At 47.2% G+C, this 14,595-nt stretch carries 12 protein-coding genes and 1 tRNA gene; 5 read left to right on the plus strand and 8 right to left on the minus strand.

What is annotated here, in order from left to right; all coding sequences use genetic code 11:
• Position 1: 1 nt before the first annotated feature.
• The gene (gene ybeY / locus ACM9J1_RS03200; protein ID WP_415580491.1) at positions 2-421 is read right to left on the minus strand and encodes an rRNA maturation RNase YbeY; all 420 of its coding nucleotides are present in this window, start codon (positions 419-421) and stop codon (positions 2-4) included.
• The gene (locus ACM9J1_RS03205) at positions 418-3,771 is read right to left on the minus strand and encodes a DUF4175 family protein (protein WP_415580492.1); all 3,354 of its coding nucleotides are present in this window, start codon (positions 3,769-3,771) and stop codon (positions 418-420) included. Before ACM9J1_RS03205 ends, ybeY begins: the two co-directional genes overlap by 4 nt.
• A 149-nt stretch (positions 3,772-3,920) precedes the next feature.
• Between ACM9J1_RS03205 and gltX the strand changes: the two genes are divergently transcribed.
• The gene (gene gltX / locus ACM9J1_RS03210) at positions 3,921-5,426 is read left to right on the plus strand and encodes a glutamate--tRNA ligase (RefSeq protein WP_415580493.1); all 1,506 of its coding nucleotides are present in this window, start codon (positions 3,921-3,923) and stop codon (positions 5,424-5,426) included.
• 4 nt (positions 5,427-5,430) lie between these two features.
• On the plus strand, positions 5,431-5,973 hold the full coding sequence (locus tag ACM9J1_RS03215) for a hypothetical protein (RefSeq protein WP_415580494.1): 543 nt from the start codon (positions 5,431-5,433) through the stop codon (positions 5,971-5,973).
• Positions 5,974-5,975: 2 nt separating this feature from the next.
• Here the strand turns inward: ACM9J1_RS03215 and ACM9J1_RS03220 are convergent, their stop codons facing one another.
• Positions 5,976-6,428, minus strand: coding sequence for a hypothetical protein (locus tag ACM9J1_RS03220; RefSeq protein WP_415580495.1), 453 nt, complete (start codon positions 6,426-6,428; stop codon positions 5,976-5,978).
• A gap of 3 nt (positions 6,429-6,431) precedes the next feature.
• The gene (locus tag ACM9J1_RS03225) at positions 6,432-7,064 is read right to left on the minus strand and encodes an outer membrane beta-barrel protein (RefSeq protein ID WP_415580496.1); all 633 of its coding nucleotides are present in this window, start codon (positions 7,062-7,064) and stop codon (positions 6,432-6,434) included.
• Between the two features lie 71 nt (positions 7,065-7,135).
• Between ACM9J1_RS03225 and ACM9J1_RS03230 the strand changes: the two genes are divergently transcribed.
• Complete coding sequence (locus tag ACM9J1_RS03230; RefSeq protein ID WP_415580497.1) at positions 7,136-8,104, plus strand: SPFH domain-containing protein; 969 nt, start codon at positions 7,136-7,138, stop codon at positions 8,102-8,104.
• A 48-nt stretch (positions 8,105-8,152) separates the two neighbouring features.
• Here ACM9J1_RS03230 and ACM9J1_RS03235 read toward each other — a convergent pair whose 3' ends face one another.
• The 3 genes from ACM9J1_RS03235 to ACM9J1_RS03245 form a co-directional block, all read right to left on the minus strand.
• Entirely contained in the window at positions 8,153-8,449 is a 297-nt protein-coding gene (locus tag ACM9J1_RS03235) for a YtxH domain-containing protein (RefSeq protein WP_415580498.1), read from the minus strand.
• Positions 8,450-8,741: 292 nt separating this feature from the next.
• Positions 8,742-11,024: a T9SS type A sorting domain-containing protein gene (locus ACM9J1_RS03240; RefSeq protein WP_415580499.1), complete on the minus strand. Its 2,283-nt coding sequence runs from the start codon at positions 11,022-11,024 to the stop codon at positions 8,742-8,744.
• A 114-nt stretch (positions 11,025-11,138) separates the two neighbouring features.
• Positions 11,139-13,109: a glutamine--tRNA ligase/YqeY domain fusion protein gene (locus ACM9J1_RS03245; protein WP_415580500.1), complete on the minus strand. Its 1,971-nt coding sequence runs from the start codon at positions 13,107-13,109 to the stop codon at positions 11,139-11,141.
• A gap of 192 nt (positions 13,110-13,301) precedes the next feature.
• Between ACM9J1_RS03245 and folB the strand changes: the two genes are divergently transcribed.
• Complete coding sequence (folB, locus tag ACM9J1_RS03250; protein WP_415580501.1) at positions 13,302-13,661, plus strand: dihydroneopterin aldolase; 360 nt, start codon at positions 13,302-13,304, stop codon at positions 13,659-13,661.
• Positions 13,662-13,807: 146 nt separating this feature from the next.
• A tRNA-Cys gene (locus ACM9J1_RS03255) sits at positions 13,808-13,878 on the plus strand.
• Between the two features lie 37 nt (positions 13,879-13,915).
• On the opposite strand, the gene ACM9J1_RS03260 is transcribed toward ACM9J1_RS03255, so the two are convergent.
• Entirely contained in the window at positions 13,916-14,593 is a 678-nt protein-coding gene (locus ACM9J1_RS03260; RefSeq protein WP_415580502.1) for an SIMPL domain-containing protein, read from the minus strand.
• Between the last annotated feature and the right edge of the window lie 2 nt (positions 14,594-14,595).

Genomic DNA, 14,595 nt, shown 5'->3' on the forward strand with positions numbered 1-14,595 from the left:
CTCATTGTTTCACGTGGAACATTTTCATTTTCTCTTCTTCCTTCAATCGCATCAACTCTGAATCGGCATCAGATTTATCTTTATATCCGGCATAATGCAACACGCCGTGCGCCATGACACGCCGCAATTCCTCGTCAAACAAAACCTTGAAATCATCGGCGTTTTCCCGCACTCTTTCTACAGAGATAAAAATATCGCCGTGTAATTCGTTTCCTACAGAATAATCAAAGCTGATGATGTCGGTCAAGTCATCATGCCGCAAATATTCCATATTGATTTTATACAGATAATCATCGTCGCAGAAGACATAATTGATGTCGCCTTCGCTCTTGCCTTCAGAGGAAATCACGCCGGAAATCCAGCTGGCATAACGGTCTTCGTCGGCCAACGCAAAATCTGTCTCGTAATTGAATGTGATCATCCCTTAAAATATTCCTGGACCTTTTGGTCGTAATTCGGGCGCAAAGGTAAGCTTTGGCGGTTTAATATCTCAATGCTGTTCAAATAATCCTGTAGCGACTTAGGCAGCGCGTTCGAGTTATTCTGGAATTCCTTTTTGTTGGTTTCAGACTGGCGTTTCTTTTCTTCACCTTGCTGCTGTATGGCTTTTTCGAGCTTGAGCAATTCGTATTTGAGGTTCATCACCTTCTGCAAAACCTCGTTGTTGAAGCCTTTGTTGAGCAATTGCTTTTCGATTTGCTTCATTTGGTCGATTGCGTTCTGGCCGGTGCCGCCCAAACCTTGCTTGTTGAGTTCTTTCTGCAAGGCTTCCCGCAATTGTTGTTGCTCGCGATAAATCTCCATGATGTTGCGGGCGTCGCCTTCGCCGTCTTCCCCGTTCTCGCCGCCTTCGCCCTGCGAATTCCCTTTGCCGTTCTGGCCTTGTCCTGCCTGACCGGGCTTCTTGCCGCCGGGTTGCCCTGGCTTATCGCCTTCACCGGGCTTTTTCCCTTCGCCGGGTTTGTCGCCGCTTTTCATGCCTTTCATCTTCTGCGCCAAGCCTTCCTGTTTCTTGATGATGTCCGGCAATTGCGGCCCGTCGCCTTGTCCTTGACCTGGTTTGGGTTTACCCGCGCCCGACGCAGACAAAGACATTTGCATGCTGTTCATGGTATTGGCCAGAAAATCGGCGAGTTTGTTGGCTGCCGTTACCGTATATTGTTGGTGCGACACGCCTTTCGCGACCTGCGATTCCACCATGGATTCCAATGCCTTATCGATGTTGTAATGTACATTCCCGATTTCCTTGGTGACGTCTTCTGCGATTTTCGGGTTACGCAGAGACATCGCGAACAAACTGTCATCGACGTGCTTGAATTGCTGCTTCAAGTCCTGCTGGATTTTCAGGTTTTTATTAAACGACGGCGAACTGCGCTTCAACCCTTTGAACTGCTTCATTAGATCTTCCTGCGAGAACGAGAACGCCAGCAAGTTGTCTAGGATTTGCCGCAGCATCTTGACGTCTTCCTCCATTTGTTCCATGTCGCCGGCGGCCATGCTTTCTTTCATGGACTGGCTCATTTCCTTCATTTGTTTGGCGGCGCTTTTCTGCTTGGGTTTCGCCTTTCCTTTGTTGTCTTTCTTAAGTTCGTCCGAAGCCTTTTTCATGTCTTCGTCGATGTTCTTTTCCTTGTTTTCAGTGTCCGGCAACTCGACCGGCGCCTTCAACTCCTTATTTTCCTTTTCAAGTTCGTTGAGTTCTTCCTGGATCTTATCGAACTCCTTGTTGATGTCTTCTTGTTTCTCGGCGGTGTTTTCCTTGTCCTGATCGGAAAGATCTTCCTGCTTGTCGGCCAACTTCTCGAGTTTGTCGGCCAATTGTTCGGCTTTCTTCTCGACGTAATATTTCTTGGTCAACTCCACCAATTGCTCGAGCGTTTTGGTCTGATTCTTTGCGTTCTGCTTGAACTTCTCCATCTTTTCGAACAATTCCTCGTTCTGGATTTTGTCGTTCAGTTCCTTGAGCTCGTCCAGAAGCTTCTGGTTTTTTTCCATGTCTTTCTGGGAATTCTCCAGGCGCTTTTGCAATTCTTCCTTGAAGGCGTCTTTTTTGTCGGGATTGAATTTCTCCAGATTGTCTTCCATTTTCTTGGAAAACTCCTTCATCATTTCGTCCTGTTGCTTCTGGCGTTTAATGAAGTCGTTCACCTTCTGTTGGTCTTTGAATTCAAGATTGGATTTCTCCTTCCCGATTTTCTCCAGCTTTTCCATCTCGGAAATCTGCTTGTCCTGATTCTTCAAGGACTTTTCGAGACTGTTGATGTTGTCGTTCTGCTGCTGAAGTTCGGCATCCTGTTTTTCCTCGTCGGTCTGGATGCGGTTCGAGAATACCGAAGACTTGGCGCTCTTGAAGCCGTGCGGCGCATCGTTGTCGAACACCTCGAAATAGTATTCGTAGGAAACGCCCTGTTGCACCGGAAGTGTTGACGGGAACGCGAACACGAACTGGTCAAAAATATCTTTCTTCACGGGCAAATTATAGCGTTTGGCGGCCTCCGGCTGGTCTTTCGGATAGTACACGACCTGCAACTTAGACAGGCCGTAATCGTCGGCCATTTTGCCCAATACGTAATTCTTTTCGGTCTTGATACTGTCTGGCGCGTTGCCCACGTCTATGGTTGGATATTGGTCCTTGATGACCGAAATCCGGTAGTTTAACTTCTCATAATCAAGGACTTTCCGGTTCGACGTCCTGATTTGATACTCGGTATTCTGCGCAATCTGTTTGGACAGCGTAAAGAAATTCTCCTCGCGGTTGAAGGCAAGTGTCACGCTTTGGTCTGTCCAGGCGACTTTCTCGGTAGCCTGTGTGGTCATGCGCCAGGTCACGGTCGTACCTTCGGGCAACACGGCGTTTCCGGTGCCTTTGATGGTTTCCGGTTTGCGGTTGAGATATCCCGGGAAACGCAATGCCATTTCGAAATTCGCGATGGCAGGCACGGCCACGACGGCCAATTCATATTCGGCTGATTCCACATCGTTTGCTTCCACGTGAAACGCCAGATTCTGCGCGGGTTTCGGGATGCGATAAGTGAATTCGCCGGGCTTGCTGCTTTCCATGAAATAGCTTTCATCGCCAATGTAAATCATCGCATTCTCAGGGACAACGCGGCCTTCGGTCTTGATTTTCAATATAAAATCCCGGTTTTGTTCGGTTTGCAACTTGTCGTTCAAGACCACAAACCTGAATGGCGCAGGCGGCAGGAATTGGCGGTTGTAATTCACCACGCGGGTCAGGCTTTGCGAGATGAAACTGCCATTGCCCGACACGTAAAAGAACAAGAACAGCAAAATCGGGAGAATGGCCAGCGGCAAATACTTGCGGTTTTTCTTGAGGTTGATGGCATTGCCGAACGGAATCGGTTGCAATGTGGCGGCCTTCTGCTCAATCGACGCCAAGAGCAATTCAGACTTGTTCTGATCGCCGGAAAGCTGCAGGAAATTGGTGAGTTTGTCACTGACTTCGGTGAAATGGCTGCCGATGATTTTCGACGCCTCGTCATACCCGATGCCTTTCTGTAAACGGAAGAGTTTGGTCAGCGGAAACACGATGTAGCGCACCAAAAGGAACAACTCCACGGCCACGAACGCCCAGAACAATGCCGTTCTTCCCGCTGGTTTGAGCCAAAGGAAATACTCGATGAACAACGTAAACAGGAAATAAATCAACCCGAGCCCGACGAAGAAAATCGCGCCACGCAAGAGTTCGTTGGTGTAATACTTCCGGATGAAAGCTTCAAGTTTCTGGTAAATAACGTTCGCTCGTTCCACAAAACCAATTTTATAACCGCTAAAGGTAAAGTTTTAAACTGTTAAAAAACTCGGAAAATTTCCAGTTCGCAATTCCGATGCGCGACATTCGACATTTGACGTTCGACATTCGACGCTAAACTTCATACCTTTGCCCAAAATTTCACCAAATGTCTAAACCAGTTCGCGTGCGTTTTGCACCCAGCCCAACCGGACCGCTGCATATCGGCGGCGTGAGGACGGCTTTGTTCAACTATTTGTTCGCCAAGAAACACGGCGGGGTTTTCTATCTCAGGATCGAAGATACAGACCAAAATCGTTTCGTTCCGGGCGCCGAAGCCTATATTTTCGAAGCGCTGGACTGGCTCGGGATTGCGCCTTCTGAAACCGTTGGCCGCAACGAGAAATTCGGGCCGTACCGCCAGAGCGAACGCAAGGATTTGTACAAACAATACGCAGACGCGCTGATTGCTTCCGGAAACGCCTACTACGCCTTCGATACCGCAGAAGCGCTCGATGCGCACCGCAAAGACCACGAAGCCAAAGGGAAAACATTTATTTATAACCATCACAACCGCGAAAAGCTTGACAATTCTCTCCGGCTTTCTGCGGCTGAAATCGAAAAAAGGATTTCTTCTGGTGAACCCTATGTGGTGCGGTTCAAGACGCCGGTTGACCAGACGTTGCAGTTGCACGACATCATCCGCGGCGACATCAAATTTGAGACGAACTTGCTTGACGACAAAGTATTGTTCAAGAGCGACGGCATGCCAACCTACCATTTGGCCAACATCGTCGACGACCATCTGATGGAAACCTCGCACGTGATCCGCGGCGAAGAATGGTTGCCGTCAATGCCGCTGCACGTGTTGCTGTACCGCGCTTTCGGCTGGGATGCGCCTGAATTTGCGCACTTGCCGTTGATCTTGAAACCCATCGGCAATGGGAAATTGTCTAAACGCGACGGCGACAAAATGGGCTTTCCGGTGTTTCCGCTGGAATGGAAAAGCGACGAAGGCCTATCGTCGGGTTACCGCGAAAACGGTTATTTCCCGGAAGCCGTCGTGAATTTCCTTGCGCTTTTGGGCTGGAACGACGGCACCGACAAAGAATTGTTCTCACTTGATGAATTGGTCGAAGCCTTTGATTTGAACCGCGTGCACAAAGCAGGCGCGAAGTTCGATCCGGAGAAGAACAAATGGTTCAACCACCAATATCTCGTGAAACGCGACGATACGTTGCTGGCCAAAGATTTCCAGCAAATCCTCATCGGAAAAGGCATTGATAAACCGCTTGACTACGTCACACGCGTGGCGTCGCTCATCAAGGAACGCGCACATTTCGTATCTGAATTCTGGGATTTGGGCGACTATTTCTTCGTAGCCCCGACGTCTTATGACGAAAAAGCGGCCAAGAACTGGAAAGACGAAACCGCCGGTTTGATGAGCGATTTGATTGACGTATTGGAAAATGTGGAAGATTTCTCGTCGGCCAACATCGAAACGAGCGTCAAAGCCTGGATGGCCGCGAACGAAATCGGTATGGGTAAAGTCATGCAACCGTTACGCTTGAGCGTTGTGGGCGCGCTGAAAGGCCCGCATCTGTTTGACATCGTGGAAATGATCGGCAAAGAAGACACGATTGGCCGCATCAAGCATGCCATCGCAAACCTTTAATCCGATGGAAGACGAACTGACGCTGCAACAGAAAATCCTGACCAACAAGTTCACGCCGTTGGTCTTGATGCTGTTTCAGCTGTGGTTTTTCTTTTACGTCATTCCGCCCGATGTGGCCGACAATTATTTCGTGCTATTTTCGATACTCGGCGGCGCCATCACTTGTGCGTTGTCGTTTTGGCTAATTGGCGTTTGGTGCCCAATCCTGTACGACAAAATCCCGATCATCACCGGTTTGTTCTGCATCAGTACATTATTTATTTTCGGGATGGCGTTCATCTGGATGACGACGCAGTTCTCAAGCAATCAACTCAAGAAAAACGGCGTGGTGACCTTGGCCGTCGTGGTCGATAAAACGCAGTACTTCAACCACAAAGGCCACACGACGCAAAACATGGATGTGGAATTTGTCTTGCCCGACAACACCAAACACCGCTCGAATATCCTGTTGACCGAACACGAATACCATAATATACAGGAAGGCATGACGCTTCCCATCATGTACTCGTCAGCATATCCGGACGTGGCCGCCATGTATCATCCCTGACGTTATGGGTGTTGCCGCTTCAGCTCGAGCTGCTGTATGTAAAAAGTAAGGACTTTCTTGAGGTGAAACCAGGTTTGCCGGTTCGTGTAGAAAATTTCAGTCTTGCGGTCGCGGATCACGAATTCGTAGATGCGCGCGCCTTCGTCATCGTCACGGCTGGCGACAAATAGAAAACGGTATTTTGCCAGATCGTCGTAAGTGACATTAAGTTCGGTTTTCGTGGCAAACACATGCGGGCCTTTGTAATGTTCGGCAACGATTTCCCGTAGATTTTTGTCGTAGTTTTTCTTGCCCGACAATACGAAAATCGTAACCTCGCCGGCATCTTTCCCAAAGTCTGGCGGAATTGCCTTTCGTTCAACGGAAATGTACTTGCCCATCTGATCGTCAAGCCATGACTGGGCAACGCCGAAATTTCCGAAGAACAACAGCAATATGATTGTCCTGATGGTCAACGATTAGAGGTAAAAACAGATGTTGCCGCCCAAGACCAATCCGTTGCCGGTAATGCTGTCTCCGTTGGGTTTCTCCAGGCCGCGGAACGTATTGAGCACGCCGTATTGCGCGAAGATGTGCGCCCGAACGTGTTTCACGCCGCCAGTAATGCCTACTGTTGGGTAAAAATTGAAAACCTTGATTTCCTGGATGTCTTTCATGGTCGTACCTTGGGCATCGATGGTCGTCAGTTCGTCTTCTTCATCGATGTCGAGCTTGCCGTTGAATTGAAACATCGGACCGACTTCCACGCTCAGATGGTTTTCGATAAACTTATAGCTAAACAATAGTGAAATCTGGGCCGACTGGATTTTCGCATCGACATCGTCCAGGATTGGATTTTTTGATTCGACGGTGAAACTGTGTTCGGCGAAACGGATGTCGTACACCATGTCCCAATCGTTGTAGAAATTGCCCCGGACCGACAATCCGGCGTTCCAGCCGATGCCGGGCTTCGAGTCAAAATCAGACGAATTCATCGTGAATTGGTTCACGCCCACGCTGATGCCGATGCGGTTGGAATCTTTCTCGCCATATTGCGCCTGGGCCGAAATGCTCGCTATGGCAAGGATTGCCGTAAAAATGTACTTCTTCATGTTTCTGGATTTCACGGCAAACCTAAAGTATTTTTCGTATTTTAACGGAAATTTCAACTAAATTATTTCCTATGAACATTGCACTATTGGTCATTCTATTCTTCGGCTTCATCATTTTACTCTCGTCGTTCTTTACGGTGAAGCAGCAAACCGCCGTCATCGTGGAACGCTTCGGCAGATTCCTGAACATCCGCCACGCCGGTCTGCAACTCAAACTGCCGATCATCGACAAGATTGCGGGCAAAATCAACCTCAAGATCCAACAGCTCGACGTCATCATCGAAACCAAAACCAAGGACAACGTATTTGTCAAGATGAAGGTTTCGGTCCAGTTCATGGTCATCAAGGACAAAGTCTACGATGCGTTCTACAAATTGGAATATCCGCACGATCAGATTACGGCGTATGTGTTCGACGTGGTGCGCGCCGAAGTCCCGAAACTCAAGCTGGACGACGTGTTCGAGCGAAAAGACGACATTGCCATTGCGGTAAAACGTGAACTCAACGAAGCGATGACGACTTATGGTTATGATATCATCAACACGCTCGTGACCGACATCGACCCGGACATCCAGGTGAAAAATGCGATGAACCGGATCAACGCCGCCGACCGCGAAAAAACCGCCACGGAATTCGAAGCCGAAAGTACGCGCATCCGGATCGTGGCTAAAGCAAAAGCCGAAGCTGAAAGCAAAAGGCTTCAAGGCCAAGGTATTGCGGACCAGCGCCGTGAGATTGCACGCGGTTTGGTAGAAAGCGTGGATGTTTTGAACAAAGTCGGGATCAATTCGCAGGAAGCTTCGGCGCTGATTGTCGTGACGCAGCATTATGACACGTTGCAGGCCATCGGTGGCGACACGAATTCAAACTTGATATTAATGCCCAACACACCGGGCGCGGCCTCAGATATGCTCAACAACATGGTGGCGTCGTTCTCGGCTTCCAACCAAATAGGTGAATCTATTAAACAAGGCAACCTGAAAGAACGCAAATCAAAGAAAGAAGAGAAAGACGATTACGACAACGGGCCGGTACAATAACCCACGTGACGAACCATAAAAAAAGAGGCTTTGCGGCCTCTTTTCTTTTTAATACTTGGCGACTTCTTTTTTGAGCGCCGCCAGTTTGGATTCCAGGAAGGAAATCACGTCTTCTGATTTGTGGCTCAAATCCGAAACGATGTCTGAGTACGCTTCTTCGGCAGATGTTTTTGCCTTGCCTTTCAAATCATCGTACTTGCCTTTGAGATTTTCTTTTCCTTCATCGATTTTGCCTTTAATTTTTTTACGGGTTTCAGAACCTTTGTCCGGTGCGAGTAAAATTCCGATTCCGGCTCCGATCGCTACGCCTGCCAGAAGCGCCAAACCTATTCCTGTTTTTGACATGATTTCTTGAATTTTGGTTATCACATAAAATTACGGCCAAAAAACGCACTTCGCTGTTAACCGACCGTTAAAAGAACTATCAAAAATCACCAAACGCGAAATAAGCCGATTTAAGCGATTTTCGAATCCAACAAAATAAAATCACCTTGCCGATTTTCAAAAATGGATTAAAAGCGAAATCTGAAAGCCACTTTTAATCATTATTAATTATTAACTATTAATTATTAATTGCGAAACCCTATAATAGAAAAAATGGACTGTTATGTCCGCTTTTGATTTCAAAAATTTATTGTTATTCCTTTATCAATTTTAGGGATTGAATTCCGTTTCCGGTTTTCACTTTTGCAATGTAAAGTCCCGGAGAGAGATTTTCGACAGAAACTTGATTCGTATTTTTGACCGAATGGATTTTTTTGCCAGATAGGTCGTAGATCACTACTTCTTCGACCGGCAATTGCGAATGAATTGAAACCAGGCTTCTTGCCGGATTCGGAGATAGTGTGATGCGGTGTGATTGATTTCCGATTTGATCAGTCAACCCAAGGGTATAACTGTCTTGTTCGCCGTAGTAATAAACGTAAAATCCCCTATTGAAAAAGGCTGTCAATGGCTGGTTGAAATTGCTGACCCTGATATTTGTACCAAATCCAACACAATCGACCACCATATCATCGACCAACTCCCATGACAAGCCGTTGAATTTATAGGCAAGAGGATAATAGATTTCGTTTGTGACGGCATTGGCGCGGGTGAAAGCTACGTAGGGTGTTCCATTTTGGTCAACCGCCCATGTAGGAAGGCCGAGTGGCGTTTCAGTAATGCCTCCCAGCATGACTGTCTGGCTGTTCATGATCCGCGTTAATTTAAGGCTGAAATCAACGTCGCTTATGTACGCATAATAAAGCGTATCATCGCCAGTAAGTTCATAAGTAACATCCATACTTGAGGTCGGGATCGTAAAGCTGCTTCCCACATCTTGCCAGTTGCCACTTTCAAATCGTTTAAATTGGCAGATGAAGATATTTTCGTCCGAAATAGTTTGCGTTAGCACGTAAGGCCTGTTTTGGCTATCTAGTCTAATATGCTGTCGATACACGCTCGCAGAAGGCCCTAAAAACGACGGCAGTGTCTGCCAACCGATGCCGTCATACTTCTTAACCGCATCGCCTTCTAAAAGATAAACGTCGTCATTTGAAGCAATTGCCACGTCGTGAAGGGAATTTGACTGGTATATATTTTCCCATGTTGTGCCCGAGAAACGATTTAACCACGCTGAAAAACCATCAGAGGTATAAGTCCTGGTCAGCACATATGTTTGGTCCAAGCTGTCGAACAAAATTTTGTCTGGAAACGAACCGGGACAATCGTTGCCAACTTCTTCCCAAGACGATCCATTAAACTTACGTATTACGACACCTTGATTTTGATTTTTTCTATACGCGAGATACGGGATGTTGTGATGGTTTATCTCAAAAGGAATCGCTTGCTGCGCATCGACATACTCGTCGCTAAACCCAGCGTTACCCAATTGCACCAATGCGCCTGATTCATAGCGCAGGACATTAAAACCCGACAATACATTGGTTCTATAAGCAATTACAGGATCATTGTTGCTATTCAGTTCGACCTCGAAAGAAACACCGCCCCATATTTCATGACTGCCTATCTCAACAAAATCCCCACCGGTCAACTTGACAGTCTTAATAACTTCTACATCATTTACAGCTGTGTAGTAGGTCAGATAAATCGATGAGTCTGTACCAATATTCATAAAAATTACCGAAGTATATTCGGCCGGCAGTTGCATTACGGTAACCCAACTTCCACCTTCATATTTCAGCAATGTCGGGCTCTGGTTAAAACCGGTTCTCGTCAAAAGGTAAGGGTCGCCATTGGACGCGAAGTCAAAGGATAATACCGGTGTCGACGACGGAAACGGTTGGCCCACATTCTCCCATGACGTACCGTTTAACTTCATAACGATTGCGTTATAGTTTTGAAACATGTCTGTTCCCGCAACGTACAATTCACCAGAAGGTCCAAACCGCAGTGAGCACAGGCTCATTGGCACCGCAGCCGACGCGATATTGCCGACATCGCTCCAACCCATGCCATCAAACTTCTTAATAAAAAGGTCATACACATCCCAGCCGACGGTGTAAGCGATATAAATTTCGTCGGACGGACTAATTGCCAATATCGCATCGATAACCGGTCCGGCCGATATAGTAAAATTGCCAACAGGTTGCCAAACGCCGGCGATCATTTTTTTGACAGAAAAACCTGCATCGCTATCGCTGGCTGCGATAACGGGAGTATTGGCGGAATCAAACACTAAATCGAACGCATAGGTTTCGGAGTTGGAGTCGCCGATTTGCTGCCAACCACCCGAGTTAAAAGCGAGCAATCTTCCGTTACAATACACGTAAGGCGTGTCGGTGTTGTCTAATTCCACCGGACCGCCCGTACCGTCGGGCGACAACTGATCTAAAACGCCTGGTCCCAACGGACGCCACGCATTTTGTGCAAAAACAGAAATCCCTGCGAACATTAATAATAGGTAAAACTTTTTCATAAACTTCAAATTCACTTTAATGAAATTAATTTTTACATGGTGTTATTCTGCTTCGCGCAATCTCGACATACCTTATTTAAAAAAAGCCAACGTTTACCGTCGGCTTTTATAAAATTATAGGCTCAGTTTGGCGCGCTCCGACATCGTATTCAACTTTTCAAGCAGTTCTTGGTCCACATCCGATTTCGAGATATTGTTGTTGTATTTGAAAATCCAGTTCACGAATAGCAAGGAACTTTTGTTGTTGTTCACATTTTTTCTAATTGCATTCTGAAGCAATGAAAAGCTCGTGACCGATTGGATATTTTCGGCCACAGATCTTTCTACGGCAGCGCGTTCTTCATCGGTTGTCGCCTTGAAATAGCGATTAATTTCCTTCAATCCGTTATTGATGGCATTTTCTTCTTTCTTGCCTTTTTCTTCCCACGCATCTTTCAACCCGACGGTTTTGTTGAATACCAGTTTTTCCGAAGTCGAATCCTTATCGACCACGAAATAACCGATCCGCTGGAATTGGAATTTGTCTTCATTTTTAGCCGATTTCAAACTGGGCTCAACAAACCCGGTGACAACTTTCAATGAGTCCGGGTTGACGAATTCCAAAAAGTCTTTCTCTTTGTGCGTATCCGGCGACTCATCCGTAAACAAACGGTCGTACAACCGGATTTCGGCCTGGAGTGCATGCGCCGCAGAAACCCAATGCAACGTTCCGGAAACCTTGCGCTGGCTGGCTTCGGTGCCGCTGCCGCTGAGTGAATCTGAATCGTAAGTCGCATGGATTTCGGTAATATTTCCGTTGGCATCTTTCACGACGCCTTCGCCTTTGATGATGTAGGCGTTTTTCAACCGGACTTCTTTCCCGATAGACAAACGGAAAAATTTGGACGGCGCGTCTTCCATGAAATCTTCGCGCTCAATGTACAATTCACGGGAAAAAGGCACCTGGCGGAAACCGGCGTTGTCGTCTTCTGGATTGTTCTCGGCCTCGAGCCATGCTGAACTTCCTTCAGGATAATTTGTGATGACCAATTTTACGGGATCGATGACCGCCATGACACGCGGTGCGATTTTATTCAAATCTTCACGGACAGCGGCTTCCAAACGCGAAACATCTATAAGGTTGTCGCGCTTTGCGATGCCGATGGCTTCGGCGAAATTGCGCAGGGCAACCGGTGTGTAACCGCGCCTTCTGAGCCCGGAAATGGTGGACATCCTCGGATCGTCCCAGCCGGCCACGTGCTTGTCTTCCACCAATTTGAGCAATTTTCGTTTGCTTACTACGGTATGCGACAAATTCCGACGGGCAAATTCGCGCTGTTTTGGACGGATGTTTTTATCATCGTAAATCTGGTCGAGGAACCAATCGTATAATTCGCGGTGCGGTAAGAATTCGAGCGTACAGAACGAATGCGAAATGCGCTCTAGATAGTCTGATTCGCCGTGCGCCCAGTCGTACATTGGGTAAATGCACCATTGGTCTCCGGTGCGGTGATGGTGTTTGTGCAAAATCCGGTACATGATCGGGTCGCGCATGAGCATGTTCGTGGACGCCATGTCGATCTTGGCCCGAAGGATGTGCGTACCTTCGGGGAATTCGCCGTTTTTCATCCGTTCGAACAAATCCAGGTTTTCTTCCACCGACCGGTCGCGGAACGGGCTGTTTACGCCCGGCGTGGTTGGCGTGCCTTTCTGCTCGGCCATTTCCTCGGAAGTCTGGCTGTCCACATACGCCTTTCCTTTCTTGATGAACTCAATGGCCCAATCGTACAACTGCTGGAAATAGTCCGACGCATAACGTTCTTCGGCCCAGCGGTAGCCAAGCCACTCGATGTCGCGCTTGATGGCATCTACATATTCCTGCTCTTCCTTGGCCGGATTGGTGTCGTCAAAACGCAAATTGACCGGCGCATTGTAATCAATCCCCAGCCCGAAATTGAGCGCAATCGCACTCGCATGGCCTACGTGCAAATAGCCGTTGGGCTCCGGCGGAAAACGGAAACGAAGCTTGTCTTTGGGCAAACCGTTCCGCAAATCGTCTTCAATGATCTGTTCAAGGAAATTAAGGGATTTTTCTTCTGTGGACATATGCAGCAATTTGAAGGGCAAAGATAGTGAATGACAATGTTTGATAGTATATTTGGTAAGGATTAGTTGGTAGTTGTTAGTTGCTGGTTGTTAGAAGCTGCAACTATCTCCTTTTCCGAATGCTTACAATTAACCTAATAGCGAGTCGTTAGACAATTTTATCTAGCCACTAGCCACTAACAACTAGCAACTATGAGCGCCATCAAACTCAAGAACATCCGCACTTTTTCTTACCACGGTTGTCTGGACGAAGAAAGCCGCATCGGGTCTGAATACTCGGTCGATCTGGAAATCAAGACCGATTTGCGGAAATCTGCCGTGAGCGACAACCTTTCCGATACGGTAGATTATGTTACGCTGAACAAAATCGTCATCGAGGAAATGGCCGTCCGGTCTAAACTTCTGGAACATGTGGCGCACCGCATCATCGTCAGGATTTTCAACGACATCCCGGCCGTGTCCCGCATTGTGCTGTCGGTATCTAAACTCAACCCGCCGATTGGTGGCGACGTGGAAGCCGTGACGATTACCATGGAAGAATACCGAAATTAATGAATAGTTAATAATGAATAATTAATAATGATTGTGTGAAGTCATGAAAACATGTTATTCTAAATCAAGAGGATAAGTGTTTCAAGGTATCATTTAAAATTTATGATACAGAATTTAAAATAATTTACTTAGATTTGCCGCTCGATGGCGTCGTGGCCGAGTGGCTAGGCAGGGCTCTGCAAAAGCTCGTACAGCGGTTCGAATCCGCTCGATGCCTCAAAAAAAAAGTCCTCTTGTTGAGGACTTTTTTGTTTCTATTCGGTCTTGAATTTCACCGTGGCGCCTTTAGACATTTCGCCGCCCGAAGACTGGAAGAACGGGTTGCCGTTGCGGCCTTTCATGCTCATGATCATTTCCATGAACGTCGTGTTGAAATTCTCGCTCTGTTTGAGTTCCTTGAATTCGATGATGGCGCCCAGTTTCTGATTGGTAGCCGCAGCAATGGCCGCCGCTTTGGTCTTGGCTTTCTTGATGAGTTTCTCCAAGAGTTTGTTTTCAAGTTGTGACGTGTCGCCGTAATTGACATCGGCCAGCGAACCTGAATATTGGTCCATTTCTTCGACTTCTTGGCTGAGTTTTTCTAGCGCTTCCGGGGTTTTCAGCGTCACTTTGTAGCTTTTTGTCTTCGGCATCCCAAATAAATTCTGGACTTCATAATCTTTGCTTGGTTCGAAAGTGTAGCCTTTCTTTTTGAGGTAACTTTCCAGTTCAGATGTCTTTTTGATCATCTCATTTTTCTTTTCCGCTTTTCTCTTGAGTTGATCGATCGGGCCATTGTCGGTATAATCTTCTTCGTAGTTCATCCGGTCCGAAACGCTGATTTCATAAACGTAACTTACCGGCTTCAGGACAATGGTGTCGCGTACTTCAACTTCGATGAAACCTTGTGCGAAACAAGCATTCGCAAACAAAAGCAGGAATAATTTCTTCATAG

Origin of the sequence: Flavobacterium longum (genome assembly GCF_965137575.1) — a bacterium.
GTDB classification, from domain to species: domain Bacteria; phylum Bacteroidota; class Bacteroidia; order Flavobacteriales; family Flavobacteriaceae; genus Flavobacterium; species Flavobacterium longum.

What these genes read in the sequence shown, in the direction of transcription:
- ybeY (WP_415580491.1), bottom strand. Translation starts at nt 421, where the DNA reads ATGATCACATTCAATTACGAGACAGATTTTGCGTTGGCCGACGAAGAC.
- gltX (WP_415580493.1), top strand. Translation starts at nt 3,921, where the DNA reads ATGTCTAAACCAGTTCGCGTGCGTTTTGCACCCAGCCCAACCGGACCG.
- ACM9J1_RS03215 (WP_415580494.1), top strand. Translation starts at nt 5,431, where the DNA reads ATGGAAGACGAACTGACGCTGCAACAGAAAATCCTGACCAACAAGTTC.
- ACM9J1_RS03225 (WP_415580496.1), bottom strand. Translation starts at nt 7,064, where the DNA reads ATGAAGAAGTACATTTTTACGGCAATCCTTGCCATAGCGAGCATTTCG.
- ACM9J1_RS03230 (WP_415580497.1), top strand. Translation starts at nt 7,136, where the DNA reads ATGAACATTGCACTATTGGTCATTCTATTCTTCGGCTTCATCATTTTA.
- ACM9J1_RS03235 (WP_415580498.1), bottom strand. Translation starts at nt 8,449, where the DNA reads ATGTCAAAAACAGGAATAGGTTTGGCGCTTCTGGCAGGCGTAGCGATC.
- ACM9J1_RS03240 (WP_415580499.1), bottom strand. Translation starts at nt 11,024, where the DNA reads ATGAAAAAGTTTTACCTATTATTAATGTTCGCAGGGATTTCTGTTTTT.
- ACM9J1_RS03245 (WP_415580500.1), bottom strand. Translation starts at nt 13,109, where the DNA reads ATGTCCACAGAAGAAAAATCCCTTAATTTCCTTGAACAGATCATTGAA.
- folB (WP_415580501.1), top strand. Translation starts at nt 13,302, where the DNA reads ATGAGCGCCATCAAACTCAAGAACATCCGCACTTTTTCTTACCACGGT.
- ACM9J1_RS03260 (WP_415580502.1), bottom strand. Translation starts at nt 14,593, where the DNA reads ATGAAGAAATTATTCCTGCTTTTGTTTGCGAATGCTTGTTTCGCACAA.